The organism is Hydrogenophaga sp. SL48, from assembly GCF_021729865.1.
Classification (GTDB): domain Bacteria; phylum Pseudomonadota; class Gammaproteobacteria; order Burkholderiales; family Burkholderiaceae_C; genus Hydrogenophaga.
The window spans coordinates 2,483,354-2,499,398 of sequence record NZ_CP063400.1 but is presented as its reverse complement, the minus strand read 5'-3'; the positions used below and the strand labels follow the sequence as shown (position 1 = coordinate 2,499,398).

14 protein-coding genes are annotated in these 16,045 nt (G+C 66.0%); 7 read left to right on the top strand and 7 right to left on the bottom strand.

The annotated features are described in order from the left end of the window. Position 1 precedes the first annotated feature (1 nt). Both gdhA and mutL read right to left on the bottom strand, forming a co-directional pair. Entirely contained in the window at positions 2–1,345 is a 1,344-nt protein-coding gene (gdhA, locus tag IM738_RS11830) for an NADP-specific glutamate dehydrogenase (RefSeq protein WP_236966051.1), read from the bottom strand. 151 nt (positions 1,346–1,496) lie between these two features. Continuing rightward, the gene (gene mutL, locus IM738_RS11825) at positions 1,497–3,488 is read right to left on the bottom strand and encodes a DNA mismatch repair endonuclease MutL (RefSeq protein ID WP_236966050.1); all 1,992 of its coding nucleotides are present in this window, start codon (positions 3,486–3,488) and stop codon (positions 1,497–1,499) included. 62 nt (positions 3,489–3,550) lie between these two features. On the opposite strand from mutL, the gene IM738_RS11820 reads away from it, so the two are divergent. Beyond that, complete coding sequence (locus IM738_RS11820; RefSeq protein WP_236966049.1) at positions 3,551–4,213, top strand: DedA family protein; 663 nt, start codon at positions 3,551–3,553, stop codon at positions 4,211–4,213. Between the two features lie 28 nt (positions 4,214–4,241). Here the strand turns inward: IM738_RS11820 and IM738_RS11815 are convergent, their stop codons facing one another. Together IM738_RS11815 and tsaE are read right to left on the bottom strand one after the other, a co-directional pair. Next, positions 4,242–5,603, bottom strand: coding sequence for an N-acetylmuramoyl-L-alanine amidase (locus tag IM738_RS11815; protein ID WP_236966048.1), 1,362 nt, complete (start codon positions 5,601–5,603; stop codon positions 4,242–4,244). Then, on the bottom strand, positions 5,600–6,178 hold the full coding sequence (gene tsaE, locus IM738_RS11810) for a tRNA (adenosine(37)-N6)-threonylcarbamoyltransferase complex ATPase subunit type 1 TsaE (RefSeq protein WP_442908518.1): 579 nt from the start codon (positions 6,176–6,178) through the stop codon (positions 5,600–5,602). Before tsaE ends, IM738_RS11815 begins: the two co-directional genes overlap by 4 nt. 21 nt (positions 6,179–6,199) lie before the next feature. On the opposite strand from tsaE, the gene queG reads away from it, so the two are divergent. Then, positions 6,200–7,246 (top strand): tRNA epoxyqueuosine(34) reductase QueG, encoded by a 1,047-nt coding sequence (queG, locus tag IM738_RS11805; protein ID WP_236966304.1) that lies wholly within the window; start codon positions 6,200–6,202, stop codon positions 7,244–7,246. 320 nt (positions 7,247–7,566) lie between these two features. Continuing rightward, entirely contained in the window at positions 7,567–9,456 is a 1,890-nt protein-coding gene (locus IM738_RS11800; RefSeq protein WP_236966047.1) for a S8 family serine peptidase, read from the top strand. Between the two features lie 42 nt (positions 9,457–9,498). On the opposite strand, the gene IM738_RS11795 is transcribed toward IM738_RS11800, so the two are convergent. Continuing rightward, positions 9,499–11,061, bottom strand: a complete 1,563-nt coding sequence (locus IM738_RS11795) for an acyl-CoA synthetase (RefSeq protein ID WP_236966046.1) — start codon at positions 11,059–11,061, stop codon at positions 9,499–9,501. Between the two features lie 155 nt (positions 11,062–11,216). Between IM738_RS11795 and IM738_RS11790 the strand changes: the two genes are divergently transcribed. From IM738_RS11790 to IM738_RS11780, 3 genes are all read left to right on the top strand, one after another. Next, positions 11,217–12,023 carry an MlaE family ABC transporter permease gene (locus IM738_RS11790; RefSeq protein WP_236966045.1) on the top strand — a complete coding sequence of 269 codons (807 nt, stop codon included), beginning with the start codon at positions 11,217–11,219 and terminating at the stop codon, positions 12,021–12,023. A 20-nt stretch (positions 12,024–12,043) separates the two neighbouring features. Next, the gene (locus IM738_RS11785; RefSeq protein WP_236966044.1) at positions 12,044–13,072 is read left to right on the top strand and encodes an MlaD family protein; all 1,029 of its coding nucleotides are present in this window, start codon (positions 12,044–12,046) and stop codon (positions 13,070–13,072) included. 209 nt (positions 13,073–13,281) lie between these two features. Further along, entirely contained in the window at positions 13,282–13,854 is a 573-nt protein-coding gene (locus IM738_RS11780; RefSeq protein ID WP_236966043.1) for a hypothetical protein, read from the top strand. 23 nt (positions 13,855–13,877) lie between these two features. Here IM738_RS11780 and IM738_RS11775 read toward each other — a convergent pair whose 3' ends face one another. Beyond that, positions 13,878–14,615 carry a siderophore-interacting protein gene (locus IM738_RS11775; protein WP_236966042.1) on the bottom strand — a complete coding sequence of 246 codons (738 nt, stop codon included), beginning with the start codon at positions 14,613–14,615 and terminating at the stop codon, positions 13,878–13,880. 38 nt (positions 14,616–14,653) lie between these two features. Between IM738_RS11775 and IM738_RS11770 the strand changes: the two genes are divergently transcribed. After that, positions 14,654–15,124, top strand: a complete 471-nt coding sequence (locus IM738_RS11770; protein WP_236966041.1) for a MarR family winged helix-turn-helix transcriptional regulator — start codon at positions 14,654–14,656, stop codon at positions 15,122–15,124. Between the two features lie 49 nt (positions 15,125–15,173). Here the strand turns inward: IM738_RS11770 and IM738_RS11765 are convergent, their stop codons facing one another. Continuing rightward, positions 15,174–15,956, bottom strand: a complete 783-nt coding sequence (locus IM738_RS11765; protein WP_236966040.1) for an IclR family transcriptional regulator — start codon at positions 15,954–15,956, stop codon at positions 15,174–15,176. Between the last annotated feature and the right edge of the window lie 89 nt (positions 15,957–16,045).

Genomic DNA, 16,045 nt, shown 5'->3' with positions numbered 1-16,045 from the left:
GTCAGGTCACGCCCTGGGCCAGCATGGCGTCGGCCACCTTGACGAAGCCGGCGATGTTGGCGCCGTCGATGTAGCTCACGCGACCGTCGGTGCCCCGGCCGTGTTTGACGCAGGCGGCGTGGATGCCCTGCATGATCTGCAGCAGGCGGGCGTCCACCTCCTCGCGCGTCCAGGACAGGCGCATGGCGTTCTGGCTCATCTCCAGGCCCGAGGTGGCCACGCCGCCGGCGTTGGATGCCTTGCCCGGTGCGTACAGCACGCCCGCGGCCTCGAAGGCCTTGGCCGCGTCGATGGTCGAGGGCATGTTGGCGCCTTCGGCCACGCAGAGCACGCCGTTCTGGATCAGCGTGCGTGCGTCGTTCGCGTCCAGTTCGTTCTGGGTCGCGCAGGGCAGGGCCACGTCCACCGGCACCTGCCAGGGGCGCACACCGGCTTCGAACCGCACACCGGTGCGCGCGGCGTAGTCGCTCACACGGCCGTGGTGGTGGTTCTTCACGTCCATCAGGATGGCCAGCTTCTCGGGTGTGAAGCCGGCTTCGTCGATGACGGTGCCGCTGGAGTCGGACACGGTGAGGACCTTGGCGCCCAGCGCCATGGCTTTCTCGACCGCGTACTGCGCCACGTTGCCCGATCCCGACACCGAGACGCGCAGGCCCTGGAAGGACTTGCCGCGGGTCTTGAGCATCTCGTCGGCGAAGTACACCGTGCCGTAGCCGGTGGCCTCGGGGCGGACCAGCGAGCCGCCGAAAGACAGGCCCTTGCCGGTGAACACGCTGCCGGCGTGGTTGGACAGCTTTTTGTACATGCCCGCCATGTAGCCGACCTCGCGGCCACCGACGCCGATGTCACCCGCCGGTATGTCGGTGTCCGGACCCACGTGGCGGAACAGTTCCAGCACGAAGGCCTGGCAGAAGCGCATGACCTCGGCCGGACTCTTGCCCTTGGGGTCGAAGTCCGAACCGCCCTTGCCGCCGCCCATGGGCAGGGTGGTCAGGGCGTTCTTGAAGGTCTGCTCGAAGGCCAGGAATTTCAGTACCGAAAGCGTCACCGAGGGGTGGAAACGCAGGCCGCCCTTGTAGGGGCCGATGGCCATGCTGTGCTGGATGCGGTAGCCGCGGTTGACCTGCACCTGACCGTGGTCGTCCACCCAGGACACGCGGAACATGACGATGCGCTCCGGTTCGATGAGGCGGTCCAGCAGGCCCTGCTCGGCGTATTTCGGGTGGGCGGCAATGAAAGGCCAGAGGCTTTCCATCACCTCGGTGACGGCCTGCAGGAACTCGGGCTGGCCCGGGTTGCGGGCCTCGACGTGGGAAAGAAAACCGTGAACCGATGCGTACTTCATGCGTGTCATGCTCCAAAAAAGTGCATGACATTATGCGAAAACGGTATTTCGCATCCCAAAAGGCGCGCAATTGGTGTGACGTGTTTTCTTGTGGTGCGTCCTTGTGACGGGGGTTGATGGGTTGGCCCTGAATTGGTGCGAACCCGGGGGCTCAGCGCCCGCGCAGGAACAGCGCGTCCAGCTCGCGCATGCTCACCTGGCGCCAGGTCGGGCGGCCGTGGTTGCATTGGTCGGAGCGCTCCGTCACTTCCATCTGGCGCAGCAGGGCGTTCATCTCCTCCAGCGTCAGGCGGCGGTTGGCGCGCACCGCGCCGTGGCAGGCCATGGTGGCCAGCAGCTCGTTGCGGGCGCGCTGCACCACGGTGCTGGCGTCGTGCTGGCTCAGCTCGGCGAGCACGCTGCGCGCCAGCTCCACCGGGTCGCCCTGCGCCAGCGTGGTCGGCACGGCGCGCACCGCCAGGGTCTTGGGCGAAAACGGCACGATCTCCAGGCCGAGCATGGCGAGCACCACGCCGCTGTCTTCGGCGGTGGCGACCTCGGCGGGCGTGGCGGCGAACGTGGCGGGGATCAGCAGCGGCTGGCTGGCGAGTTGCTCGTTGTCCATCTGCTGCTTGAGCCGCTCGTAGACGATGCGCTCGTGGGCGGCGTGCATGTCCACCACCACCAGGCCCTGGGCGTTTTCGGCCAGGATGTAGACACCCTGCAGCTGCGCGATGGCGCGGCCCAGCGGCCAGTCGCCGGCGGGCAGGGGGGGGGCAGCGGAAGCGGCGTCCGCGGGCGCGGCCCGAACGGGCAGGAGGTTCGCTGGCATGGCCTCCGGGGAGTCCGCCCATTCCGCCGTTCGGGCCGGGTCGGTCGAGGTCCTTTCGGTGCTGGCGCCCCACAAGGCCCCGAGGTCGCTCACGCGCTGGCCGACGGTGTCGGGTGGTGTGTAGCGCTGGAACGGCAGCGGATTCTGCGCGGCGCCCAGCGTGGAGGGCAGGCGGTCGGGCGCTGTCCAGGTGGGCACTCCAGCCTGCGGCATGTGGTCGGGGGAGGCTTCGCCGGGCACCAGCGCCCCCTGTGCCGCCGCGGCGGCGGCCGCGCGTGGCACCGCCAGCGCCGATTCCACCGCGTGGCGCACGGCCTGGTGCACCTCGCGGCTGTCGCGGAAGCGCACCTCGATCTTGGTCGGGTGCACGTTCACGTCCACCCGGGTTGGGTCCAGGCTCACATACAGCGCGTACACCGGTTGTTTGTGGCCGTGCAGCACGTCTTCGTAGGCGCTGCGCCCGGCGTGGGTGATCACCTTGTCGCGCACGTAGCGGCCGTTGACGTAGGCGAACTGCCAGTCGCCGCGCGAGCGCGCCGCGTCGGGCACGCCGGCAAAGCCCCAGACGCGCAGGCGCTGCGGCTGGTCACCGGTATCAGTGGGGATGGCCAAAGGCCAGTTCACCGCCACCGCCTGCTCGATGAAGTCTTCGCCGAGCACATCGGCCAGGCGCTGGCGCAGCGCATCGATGCCGCCGCCGGGCACCGCGCGCCACTGCGCGGCCAGCTTGCCGTCGTGCCAGATGGCGAAACCCACCTCGGGCCGGGCCAGCGCGTGGCGGCGCACGGCCTCGATGCAGTGGGCCAGCTCGGTGGCGTCGGTCTTCAGGAACTTGCGCCGTGCGGGCGTGGCGAAAAAGAGCTCGCGCACCTCGACCGTGGTGCCAGGGCCGCGCGCCGTGGGCTGCAGCTCGCCGCTGCGGCCGTCGAGCAGCCAGCCGTGGGGCTCGCCGGCCGCGTCCACGCGGGTCAGGATGGAAACCTCGGCGATGGAGCAGATGGCGGCCAGCGCCTCGCCCCGAAAACCCATGGTGCCCACCGATTCGAGGTCGGAGAGGCTGGCGATCTTGCTGGTGGCGTGGCGCTTGAGCGCGGTCGGCAGCTCGGCGCGCAGGATGCCGCCGCCGTTGTCTTCCACGCTGATGAGGCGCACGCCGCCGGCCTGCAGCCGCACGGTGATCTGCGTGGCACCCGCGTCCAGCGCGTTGTCCAGCAGCTCGCGCACCACGGAGGCCGGCCGTTCGACCACCTCGCCGGCCGCGATCTGGCTGATCAGTTCGTCGGGGAGTTCGAGGATCGGGCGGCGGGTCGGGAGGGGGAGGGGGGCATTCACCGGAGAAATTGTAGGCGCCGGGGCCGCTGGGCCTTCACGTTGCCACTGGATAATCTCCCCCCATGGAAATAGTTCTGACCCTGATCGACTTCGTGCTGCACGTGGACAAACACCTGCAGGTCTTCGTGCAAACCTACGGCGCATGGGTCTATGCCTTGCTGTTCCTGATCATCTTTGTGGAGACCGGGCTGGTGGTCATGCCCTTCCTGCCGGGCGACTCGCTGCTCTTCATCGTGGGGGCGCTCTGTGGCGCGGGCCTGATCGACTGGTCGCTCGCGGCGGGCCTGATGCTCGCCGCCGCGATCCTGGGCGACCAGACCAACTACACCATCGGCCGCTACTTCGGCCCGAAGGTGTTTCAGTGGGAGAACTCCCGGTTCTTCAACAAGAACGCCTTCAACCAGGCCCACAACTTCTACGAGCGCTACGGTGGCGTGACCATCATCCTGGCGCGTTTCATGCCCTTCATCCGCACCTTCGCGCCCTTCGTGGCCGGTGTGGCCGACATGACCCGCAGCAAGTTCACGATGTTCAACGTGGTGGGCGCGGTGATCTGGGTGATCGGCCTCACGTCCGCCGGCTACTTCTTCGGCAACCTGCCCTGGGTGCGGGCCAACCTCTCCAAGATCATCTGGGCGCTGATTTTCGTGCCGGGGCTGATTGCGCTCTGGGGTGGCTGGAAGGCGCACCGCGACGCCAAAGCCGACGCCGCTGCCAAGGCTTGAGCCGGGCGCCAGCGCGGCCGCGCTGGCCTTACAAGGGTCGGGTGCGCGCCAACGGCGGGTTGGCGCTGAAGTACTTCACGATGCCCTTCATCAGGGCATCGGCCAGATTGGCCTGGTAGCTCTCGCTGTTGAGCCGCACTTCTTCATCCGGGTTGCTGATGAAGGCGGTCTCGACCAGCACGCTGGGGATGTCGGGTGCCTTCAGCACCGCGAAACCGGCCTGTTCGACGTGGGGCTTGTGCAGCTTGCCGACCCGGCCCACCTCGCCAAGCATGGCGCTGCCGAGCTTGAGGCTGTCCTTGATCTGTGCGGTGGTGCTCATGTCCAGCAAGGCGCGCTGCAGGGTCGCGTCCCTGTTCTTCACGTTGAGGCCCCCCACCAGGTCGGCGGCGTTTTCCTTGTTGGCCATCCAGCGCGCCGCCGCGCTGCTCGCGCCCTTGGTGCTGAGCGCAAAGATGCTCGCGCCCTGGGGCCGCGGCGTCATGAACGCGTCGGCGTGGAGGCTGATGAACAGGTCGGCGCGCACGCGCTGCGCCTTTTGCACGCGGACGCCCAGCGGAACAAAAAAATCGGCGTCGCGCGTCAGGTAGGCGCGCATCGGGTTGCCGTTGACGCGCGTGGCGTTGATGCGCTCGCGCAGGCGGTGCGCGACCTTCAGCACCACGTCTTTCTCTTTGGTGCCGCCGGGGCCGATGGCGCCCGGGTCTTCACCGCCATGGCCGGGGTCGAGCGCCACGATGATCAGTCGTTCGGTCTTCTTCACCGGCGCCGGCCTGGGGGTGGTGGGGGCCTCGGTCGGCTTGGCGGCGGGCCGGGGCTTGTTGCGGCCCGCGATCAGCTCACCCAGCGGGTCGGCCGGTGCCTGCGCCTGGTCGAGCTCAATGCCCAGCAGCTTCGCGGCCCGCGCGCTGGCCTCGTCCACCTCCAGAAAGCGCTCGCGGATCAGCGCGTCCAGCGGGTCCACCTCCTGCTCGGGGAACAGGTCGAACACCAGCCGGTGCTGGTAGGCCGCGACCGGTGGCAGGTTGAACACCTGAGGCTTGATCGGCTTCTTCAGGTCGATGGTCAGCCGGGCGAGATTGGGTCCCACGGGTGTGACCCGCATGCCCGCGATGTTCGGGTCGTCCGAGCGCAGCTTGGCCACCAGCTCGCGCATGCCGTCGAGCAGGTCGATGCCCTCGATCTCGACGGTCAGTTGCGGCGGGTCGATCACTGTGGTCTTGTGGGCCTTGAGCGCCGCGTCGGACTCGATGGTCACGCGCGTGTAGTCCTGGGCGGGCCAGATGCGCACGGCGATCACACGACCGGCCTGCGCGAGGTGGGGCGTGCCCAGCAGCATCACCAGCGTGCCTGCGCGCAACACCTCGCGGCGGCCGATGGGTTGGCTCATGCCTGGAGCGCCGCCAGCAGTTGCCGGCCGATGGGGGTGTGGGCCGTGACGCGCAGGATGCGTGGGCCGTCGGTGTCGTCGTCGGTGGATGTGGGCATCATGTCGTCGGGTTCGATGTGGATTTCAGCGTCGATCGCGGGCATCAGGCCCGTCGCCCGTTCGGGCCACTCCACCAGCTTGAGACCCGGGCTCGCAAAAAGTTCGCGAAAGCCCGCGTCTTCCCACTCGCGGGGATCAGTGAAACGGTAGAAGTCGAAGTGCCAGATGGCCAGCGGCGCGCCTGTCGGTGACAGCGGGCCGTCCACCGCGCTGTGCGGCTCGACCACGGCGTAGGTCGGGCTCTTGATGCGGCCGCGCACGCCCAGGGCGCGCAACAGGTGGCGAACGAAGGTGGTCTTGCCCGCGCCCAGGTCGCCTTGCAGCGTGAGCGTGGCGTTGTGGATGGCCGGGCATGCGGCCAGCCGCGCGGCAAAGGCCTGTGTGTCCGCCTCGCTGGCCCAGCGGCCACGCCACAGCGACGGCGCTGCCGGCGCGGGCGTTTCTACAATGGGCGGCACATGACGTCCGATTTCGATGCTGCTCAACTGGTGACTCAGATACAGGCCTGGGGCCAGGAGCTCGCATTGTCCCAAATCGGCGTGGCCGGCATCGATCTTTCTGCCGCCGAGCCCGGCCTGAGCGCCTGGCTCGCGGCCGGATTTCACGGTGAGATGGACTACATGGTCCGCCACGGCATGAAGCGCGCTCGGCCGGCCGAGCTGGTGCCGGGCACCGTGAGCGTCATCACGGCCCGGCTGGACTACCTGCCGCAACACACGCCGGAGGACTGGCAGGCACTCGAACTGCAGCGCCTGCAACGGCCCGGCGAGGCCATCGTCTCGCTCTACGCGCGGGGCCGGGACTACCACAAGGTGCTGCGCAACCGCCTGCAAAAACTGGCTGAACGCATCGAGGCCGCCATCGGCCCGCGGGGCCACCGCGTGTTCACCGACTCCGCGCCCGTGCTCGAAGCCGAGCTGGCCCGGCGCAGCGGCCAGGGCTGGCGCGGCAAACACACCCTGGTGTTGAACCGAGAAGGCGGCTCGATGTTTTTCCTGGGCGAGATCTACGTGGACATCGCCCTGCCGGCCAGCGCACCCGTGACCGACCACTGCGGCGCCTGCAGTGCCTGCATTCAGATCTGCCCCACGCAGGCCATCCTCGGCCCGCAGCGGCTGGACGCACGCCGTTGCATCTCTTACCTCACCATCGAACACGCCGGGCCGATTCCCGAAGACCTGCGCCCGCTGATCGGCAACCGCATCTATGGCTGCGACGACTGCCAGCTGATCTGCCCCTGGAACAAGTTCGCGCAGCGTTCCCCGCTCGCTGACTTCGACCCGCGCGACGGGCTCACGGGTGCGACGCTGGTCGAATTGTTTGCGTGGACCGAAGACGAGTTTTTGCGCCGCACCGAAGGCAGCCCGATCCGGCGCATCGGGCACGAGCGGTGGTTGAGGAACATCGCGGTGGCGATGGGGAATGCGCTGCGGGACACCATGGATCCTGCAACCGAGACGGCCTTGTTGGCGCGAGCGCACCACCCGAGCATGGTGGTGCGCGAACACGTGGCCTGGGCACTTGAGCAGCGCACGAAGGTGTGACGGGTGGTGTGGGGGGAGGGGTCTGCAGACACTTCACTGGCCAGCCTGAGCACTGAAGGCCACTCAGAATGATCCCGGCCGCCGTGTTCATGGCCCCCTGTACTTAGAGACACACAGGCGAGGGTTTTCTGCAACGCACGTTGTCGCTCGTCTTGACCGGGTATGAAACAAAAAGTAAACTAAATGCTGATAGTTGGCTTGCGTACATGCATCGCATGAGCTGGCTTCTTTCGATCATGCAAATGACTCTTCAAGTCTTATGCGCATTGTTTAATCATGGACCATATCTCTGATTTGGGGGTATGGGGAGTGGGGAATTTATGAAGAAGAAGCAAATCCTGTCACATATTCTTGCATTGACATCTGCGGTGTTTTTGGCTCAGGGGGCTTATGCAGGAGGCAAAGATGCGCAACCCAAGGTTGACCGTTCTGTCCAATCCGGACCGTTCAAACAGGGTGGCATCATCATCAAGTACAAAACGGGACAGTTGAGTGGTCAACAACTGACTCTGCAGCATGCAGGACAAAATGCTGCGGGCTTGGGGTTCGGCAACGCCAGCGCGTCGGCCAACAAATTTGGCATTACCTTGTACTTCGACAAGCCGTTGGCCACGGGTGCCTATCTGCTGAAGCAGAGTGCTCCGCTTTCCGGCAATCGACTCAATGAGTTGATTCAGGAAATCGCCAAAGACCCGGCGGTGGAGTATGTTGAGCCCGATGCCTGGATGCGCCGTCAGTTTGTACCGAATGACCCTGGTTATCAATCTTCCCAATGGCACTATGGGACCGGGGTTGGGGGGGTCAATCTGCCCGCTGCCTGGGATATCAGCCAGGGTTCTGGTGTGCGGGTTGCGGTGCTGGACACCGGCATCACCAGTCATCCTGATCTTGATGCCAACAGGGTCGGTGGTTATGATTTTGTTTCCGATTCAAGGGTGGGAAATGATGGAACGGGTCGCGACAATGATCCGTCGGATCCTGGTGACTGGGTGACCTACGCCGATTCTTTGGGGTTAACGTACGGCGGATTTTTTGAAGGTTGCTCTGAAGAGGCTTCCAGCTGGCATGGCTCCCACGTTGCAGGGACCATTGCGGCGGTGACCAACAACTCCACAGGCGGTGCTGGAGTTGCTTTTGGTGCCAAAGTGGTTCCCGTACGTGTGCTGGGGAAATGCGGGGGATTTTTTTCGGACATCGCTGATGGCATTGTCTGGGCGGCCGGCGGCAGCGTGGCGGGTGTTCCTGCCAACACCCATGCGGCTTCAGTGATCAACATGTCACTGGGTGGCGGGGGTGCCTGTTCCAATACACTCCAGGCAGCGATCAACAGCGCGCGCAGCCGGGGGGCGACTGTCGTTGTTTCAGCCGGCAATGACAGCGTCAGCACCGTGAATGCGCAGCCCGCCAATTGTGAGGGTGTCATTGCTGTCGCTGCGACGACTTCCTCGGGAGGCATTGCCAACTATTCCAATTTCGGCCCTCACGTCGGGTTGGCTGCCCCTGGCAGCAATGTTTATTCCACGATCAACAGTGGAACCACTTCACCTGCAGGACCGACCTATGCCAATTATTACGGCACATCCATGGCGGCGCCTCACGTTGCGGGTGTCGCTGCGCTGCTGCTCGCTCAAAACCCTGCATTGACGCCCAATCAGGTAGCTGCGCGGCTCAAATTGGGTTCAAAGCCGTTTCCTGCGTCATGCCCGCAGTGCGGTGCGGGCTTGCTCAATGCGTACACTGCTTTGGTGCCGCCTACATTTGCTGATGGAACTGTTTTTAGATTCTACAATTTAATCACGGGCATTCATTTGTTCACTCGTGGTTCGTCTGAGCGCGACTATATATTGGGTGCTCTTCCGTCTTATCAGTATGAGCGATCTGTGTTTTCGGTTAGGTCGGCTTCTGAGCCTGGATTGTTGCCTGTCTATCGATTTAGAAATAGGAACAATGGTGCCTATTTCTACTCCCTTGATCCGACAGAGGTAAACACGGTCAATAACATTCCATACTTCACGCTTGAAGGGGTCGCTTGGTATGCCAGAAGCCCTTCCGCTCCTGGCGTGGGCACCATTCCATTGCATCGATTCATGTACAAGCCAACCGGCTCACATTTTTACTCTTACTCTTCTTCTGAAGTGGCCTATATCCAGTCTTCGTTGTCTCATCTGTATCAATACGAAGGCATTGGGTTTTACGTCTGGCCACTGTGAGGCGCTCCTTGCGAATCGGTTAAGCGACGCGGTGTCGGTCTTTCATGGCTGATACCGCGATCGCAGTTCCCGTTTCAGCAGCTTGCCGCTGGGGTTCTTCGGCAGGGACGCGGTGAACACCACGCGTTTCGGGCACTTGAACGTGGCCATGTGTGCATTGCAGTGCGCCAGCACCTCGGCCTCGGTCAGCGATTGCCCGGCCTTGACCACGATCACCGCCGTCACCGCTTCGACCCACTTCGGGTCGGGCAGGCCGATCACGGCCACCTCGCTCACGGCGGGCAGGCGGTAGATCATTTCTTCCACCTCGCGGCTGGCCACGTTTTCGCCGCCGGTCTTGATCATGTCTTTCTTGCGGTCCACCACGGTGATGAAGCCTTCGTCATCGATCACGGCCAGGTCGCCGCTGTGGAACCAGTCACCATCGAAGCTGACCGCCGTGCGTTCGGGGTCGTTGAAGTAGCCCAGCATCAGGTGCGGCGAGCGGTGCACGATCTCACCGACTTCGCCCACGGCCACGTCCTGCATCGTGTCGTTGACCACGCGCGTTTCCACGTTGATGACCGCCTTGCCACACGAGCCGGGTTTGCGCAGCTGGTCCTCTGGCCCGAGCATGGTGGCGAGCGGCGCGATCTCGGTCTGACCGTACAGGTTCCACAGCCGCACAACCGGCAGGCGCGCGGCCAGTTCCTTCAGCACCTCCACCGGCATGATGGACGCGCCGTAGTAGCCCTTGGCCAGGTGCTTCAGCTTCCCGGCGTCGAACAGCGGCGAGCGCAGCAAGGCGATCCACACGGTGGGCGGGGCGAAGAAGCTGGTGATCCGGTGCTGCTCCAGCAGGGCGAGCAGGTTGTCGGGCGTGGGCTTGCTGGTGATGACGTTGCTGCTGCCGATGTAGATGGCCGGGCCGAAGAACACGTCGAGCTGAGCGCAGTGGTACAGCGGCAGGGCGTGCAGGGCGCGGTCGGTCTCGGCGATTTCGGCGTTGATCACGCAGCTCACGTACTGCCAGAGCACAGCGTCGTGCGTGAGCATCGCGCCCTTCGGCGTGGATTCGGTGCCGCTGGTGTAGACGATCTGGGCCAGGTCGTGGCTGCCGAGTGCGACCTCGGGCAGGGCCTCGGTGCAGGCGGCGAGGTCGTCGAACCGGTGCATGCCGGCGACGGGCTCGCTGGGGTCTTCGCTGGGCAGCCAGATGAATTGCTGGACCGCCGTTTCCAGCGCCGAAGCCTCGCGGGCCAGGCCAGCGAGGCCGCTGTCGGTGGCGAGCGTGCGGGCACCCGCGTGGCGCAGGATGTAGGCGACCTCGTCGGCCTTGAGCATGAAGTTGATCGGCACCAGCACTGCCCCCCGGCGCGCCAGCGCGAAGCGCAGCGCCGCAAAGCCATGTGAATTGCGCGCCAGCACGGCCACCTTGTCGCCTTCGCCCACGCCGATCTGGTTCAGGCCTGCCGCCAGCCGCGAGACCAGGGCATTGAACTCTGCGTAGGTCCACTGAGTGGCGCCGCAGACGATGGCGGCCTTCGTCGGCAGGCGAACGGCGGTGCGGTGCAGGGCGTCGGCGATGGTCTGGCGGCGCACGGCCGGAGAAATGGAATGGGTCATGGAGGCTCCTTTTGCAGCGGCGCCCGCCGATGCGGGCACGTTGAAAAGCATTGAATCCACAAACCGCACGCGCAGCCATGGGCGTTTTCACCAGCTGCGGGGGGCCAGCTGTCACCTGCATGACGCCCACGGGTCGCGCCGCTATGATCCGCCGCATGAACCTGCTTGCTTCCATGCACGACACGCTGCTGCGCTCGGGACGGCGCGTGTTGTCCGCCTGGGGCGCCTGGTGGCAGGTGCTGCTGATTGGCGCCGAGATCGTGGTGTTGTCGCTCTCGCCGTCGAGCTACGACGAGCCCGAGGAACGCCAGGCGATCATCGCGCACCTCTACCGCGCCAGCGCGCCCTTGCTGACCTGGTTCCTGGTGCTCTCGGCGCTGGTGAGCCTGGTGCTGATCCGCATCGTGGTGGCCACGGCGCTGAGCTACGGCCTCTCGCAGTACGCGCTGGAGCTGCTGGTGCGCACGCTGGTGCTGGAGCTGATCCCGCTGTACGCGGCGATGTTTGTCGCGGTGCGCTACACCATGCCCGAGTCGCAGCGCATCCGCCGCCTGCTCGCCGACGAACACCGAAGCGGGGTACGCCGTCCGCGCCAGCTGCTGCTGCGGGTGGACATGCTGCCGCGCGCGCTGGCCGGTGTGTTCTCGGTGCTGCTGCTGGCCGCGCTGAGCTGTTTCATCGCGCTGGTCCTGACCTACCTGAACGTGTACGGCTTCTCGCCCTGGGCGCTGGCCGACTACAACCGCAGCGTGGGCAGCGTGTTCTCGCCCGCGGTCACGCTGATCTTTGCCCTCAAGACCGTGTTCTTCAGCCTCGCCGTGGCCTTCGTGCCCATGGCCGCCAGTGCCCAGCGCGACGCCCAGGGTGGCTACACGCGCCGCAGCGACATCACCGAGTTCGCGCGCCTGCTCTCGGTGATCCTGCTGCTGGAGGTGGTGTCCTTGATGGGCAACTACTATTGATTCACCTTCCGGTTCCGCCCATGCCCACACCCACGCCACCCAACGGCCCCGTTCTCGATCCCTTGCCGCCGGTGAAGAACCTGGAGGTCAAGGCCGCGCTGCTGCTGCTCCTGCTGCTGATCCTGGTGGTGGGTTCTGCGCTGTACGTGATGTACGCGCGCGGCGCCTTCGAGCGCACGCAGCGGCTGGTGTTGATGTCCGATGACTCCGAGGGCGTGGTGGCAGGCATGGACATGACCTTCGCCGGCTTTGCCATCGGCAGGGTGGCGCAGCTGGAGCTGGCCGAGGACGGCAACGTGCGCATCCTGGTGGACGTGCCGACCAAGGACGCCAAGTGGCTGCGCAGCTCCAGCATTTTCACCATGGAGAAAGCCCTGGTGGGCGGCACCAAGATCCGTGCCTACAGCGGCATCCTGACCGACCCGCCGCTGGAGGACGGGGCGGTGCGGCAAGTCTTGCGCGGCGACGCGGCGGCCGAGATCCCGAAGCTGGTGGCCCAGGTGCGCGACCTGCTGGACAACCTCAACAACATGACCAAGGCCGATGCACCGTTGCAGCAGTCGCTGGCCAACGTGCAGATCGCCACCGAGCGCCTCAAGGGACCGCAGGGCGCGATGGGCCTGCTCATGGGCAACGACGACGATGCGAAGCAGCTCACGGTCACCCTGAGCAATGCCAACGCCGTGCTCGCGCGCACCGACGGGCTGGTCAAGCGGCTGGACTCGCTGGTGGCCAACGCCGACAAACAGGTGTTTGGCCAGGGCAGCGGCCCTGGCGGCACGGGCGGCGAGACCGGGCTGGTGGCCGACGCACGCACCACCGTGCAGCAGCTCAACGGCCTGCTGACCGATGCGCGAGGCAGCCTGCAGAAGGTCGACCAGCTGCTGATCGACGCGCAGGCCATCACCGCCAACACCCGCGAGGCCACGACCGACCTGGCCGGCCTGCGTGCCGAGGTGGACGCGAGCCTGCGCAAGGTGGAGGCGTTGATCAACGACCTCAACCGCAAGTGGCCGTTCAAGCGCGAGACGGAGATACAGCTTCCATGACAAGAAACACCCCCGTTGCTTGCTCGCTGCGCCCCGAATTGCCGCCGAAAGCGGGAATTCGCTTAACCGCATCCCCCCTCCAGGGGGCAACACCAGTGGCCAGGCGAAGCCGCTTCCACGGTGTTTCTGGTTGGGCTGCTTCTTCATTCGTCGCGCGTTGTTTTCCTGCGCTGATCGGTCTGACCCTGGCGGCTTGTTCCAGCACGCAGGTGCCCGACTGGCAGATGAACGCCAAGGGCAGTTCGGAGCGGGCCACCGAGGCCTGGCTCAGTGGCGACAGCCGGATCGAGGCGGCGGAGTTTGCTCGGGCGCGGGCCGAGGTGGCGCGCACCGCGCGGCCCGACCTGCTGGCGCGGCTGGAGCTGCTGCGCTGCGCCACGCGGGTGGCGGCGCTGGAGCTGGAGGCGTGCAACGGTTTCGATGCGCTGGCTGCCGATGCGGCGCCCGCCGAGCAGGCCTACGCTCGCTACCTGGCGGGCAACGCGCAGGCTGCCGATGCGGCCTTGTTGCCGTCGGCCCACCGCAGCCTCATCTCGGCTGGCCAGACGGATGTCTCGGCCATCGAAGACCCGCTGGCGCGGCTGGTGGCGGCCGGCGTGCTGTTGAGACGCGGTGCGGCCACGCCGGCCACGGTGCAGGCGGCGGTGGACACCGCGTCGGCGCGCGGCTGGCGCCGGCCCTTGCTGGCTTGGCTCAAGGTCCAGCAGCAGCGCGCCCAGGCGGCGGGTGCGGCGGACGAGGTGGCGCGTCTGCAGCGACGCATCGACCTCATGCTGCGCTGACCGCGGCGGGTGTCAAAAACCGCTCACTCCAGGTTTTCGTGGTGCCCCTCGGCACCCACCTTCCAGTAAGCCGCCACGCGCATGGCTTCGCGCGGATGGCCCTTGTCGGTGGCCAACACGTCGCGCATCCGGGCCATGACCGCCGCCTCGCCCGCGCACCAGACGAAGCCTTCGCCGGCGGGCAGATCCAGCTCGCGAACAGCGCTCACCAGATCGTCGGTCGACGGCACCCAGCGCACCTGCGCATCGGCCCGCGTGGCCATGACGCGCTGGTCTTCGGGGGTGGGCGCGTGGGCGATCACCTGCACGCGGGCGCCCGGGGACAGCTCTTCCAGCCGGCGGTGAATGGCGGGCAGGGCGGTGGCGTCGCCCACCAGGAGGTGCCAGTCGAAATCGGTGGGGATGATCATGGAGCCGCGTGGACCGCCGATGGTGGCCGGCATGCCGGGCTGGGCCTGGCGGGCCCAGTCGCTGGCCAGGCCACCGGCGTGGAGGGCGAATTCGATGGTCAGTTCGCGTTGTGCAGCGTCGAAGTGCCGGGGGGTGTAGTCGCGCCGATGCACCTCGCCCGAAGGGCCTTCGAACATGAATTTGAGGTGGTCGTCGAACGAGAGCGAAGTGAAACCGTCGAGCGTGGCGCCAGAGAACGTCACCGCAAGGAACCGGGGGCTGATCGTTTCAACGCGAGCGACCTGAACGTCGCGCCGGACGAGTTCGTGGCGGACCCGCTCAACGCGGCGGACGGGGGATGTGATGGACATGGATGGATGGAGTGATTTGATTGATAATGTCATCAATCATGACCAAAATTGATGACAATGTCAGCAAAGTGGGTATCTCGCCCGACGGCGATGTGCTGGAGGCCATGCACGCGGTGGTGCATGCTTTCCGTTCGAAACTGCTGCGTGGCGAAACGGACCAGCCCCGGGACCTGAGCCCGATGGAGGGCAAGGCGCTGGGCTACTTTGCCCGGCATCCCGGCGCCACGCAGAGCGACCTCGCCACCCATGCGGGGCGCGACCGGGGCCAGGTCGCCCGGCTGATCGGCGGGTTGAAGGACAAGGGCCTGTTGCTGGCGGTGCCCGACGAAGCCGACCGCCGCGTGTGGCGCCTGTCGTTGTCGAAAGAGGCGCAGGCCCTGCACAAGGTCATGCAACAGCGCCAGACCGTGCTGGCGGCGGTGGCCACGCACGGCATGAGCGAGCGCGAAGTCCAGCAGCTCATGGGGCTGTTGCGACGGGTCAGGGAGAACCTGCAGCAACACGGATGAGCCGCGCTGAACCATCAGGAAGCCTTCCGGCCACCCAGTCCGGGCAACCCTAGGGTTCGGGGAGCCGCAGCAACTCCGAACAGATGTCTTCCTTCAGGCGCATCAGCTTGGGGGCCAGCGCCGCGACCCATCGATCGACCCCTTCTTGCGTGGACACGCTGACATTGATGACACAAATGCCCTCGGCGGTCGGGAAGGCCGTGGCCAGTGCGACCACCTCCGGTTGCCAGCTGGCCCAGCAATAGCCCTTGGACCTCATGCTGTCCATCGACGCCTCGATGGCCTGTTTGACCTCTGGCCAGTGCCGGCCGTTGCGCCGTTTGAAGATGGGCTCCAGCAGCCGGTAGCGTTCCACCGGTGCCGTCGCCAGGTATGCGCGACCCAGCGAGGTGAGTTCCATGGGAACGCGCTGGCCCGACACCACGTTGCGCAGCGCGACGCGGCGGTTGTAGCGGATCGACTCCAGGTAGACCATCTCGTCGCGATCGGGGTAGGCAAGTCCGACGTTGATGCGTTCGCGCTCCGCCAGTGCGCGCATGCGAGGCGCGGCGATGGCCAGCACCTGCGAGCCCGAGCGCATGGCGTGTCCCAGGCTGAGCACCAGCGGCGCGAGCCGGTAGGCGCGACGGGCGCGGTCTTGTTGCAGCAGGCCGGCGGCCACGAGCGTCTGCGTGAGGCGGCTCACCGTGGAGTTGGACAGGCCGGTCCGCTCCGCGATCTCACCATTGCCCAGCAGATCCGACCCCGGCCGAAAGGCGCGCAGGATGTCGGCGCCGCGCAGCAGCGAGCGGTTGGAGGCCGAGCGGCCGGGGTTCTCTTCAAGTGGGTTCATGGTGTGCCTTGCAAGGGTTTCCCCTCATGTTTTCAACCGTCTCTGCCATTTTTGACGCATTCTAAATTCCACTGAGTGGAACTGAGTGG

Coding starts and splice junctions, on each gene's coding strand:
- gdhA (WP_236966051.1), bottom strand. CDS start 1,345: ATGAAGTACGCATCGGTTCACGGTTTTCTTTCCCACGTCGAGGCCCGC.
- IM738_RS11820 (WP_236966049.1), top strand. CDS start 3,551: ATGGAAATAGTTCTGACCCTGATCGACTTCGTGCTGCACGTGGACAAA.
- IM738_RS11815 (WP_236966048.1), bottom strand. CDS start 5,603: ATGAGCCAACCCATCGGCCGCCGCGAGGTGTTGCGCGCAGGCACGCTG.
- IM738_RS11800 (WP_236966047.1), top strand. CDS start 7,567: ATGAAGAAGAAGCAAATCCTGTCACATATTCTTGCATTGACATCTGCG.
- IM738_RS11795 (WP_236966046.1), bottom strand. CDS start 11,061: ATGACCCATTCCATTTCTCCGGCCGTGCGCCGCCAGACCATCGCCGAC.
- IM738_RS11790 (WP_236966045.1), top strand. CDS start 11,217: ATGAACCTGCTTGCTTCCATGCACGACACGCTGCTGCGCTCGGGACGG.
- IM738_RS11785 (WP_236966044.1), top strand. CDS start 12,044: ATGCCCACACCCACGCCACCCAACGGCCCCGTTCTCGATCCCTTGCCG.
- IM738_RS11775 (WP_236966042.1), bottom strand. CDS start 14,615: ATGTCCATCACATCCCCCGTCCGCCGCGTTGAGCGGGTCCGCCACGAA.
- IM738_RS11770 (WP_236966041.1), top strand. CDS start 14,654: ATGACCAAAATTGATGACAATGTCAGCAAAGTGGGTATCTCGCCCGAC.
- IM738_RS11765 (WP_236966040.1), bottom strand. CDS start 15,956: ATGAACCCACTTGAAGAGAACCCCGGCCGCTCGGCCTCCAACCGCTCG.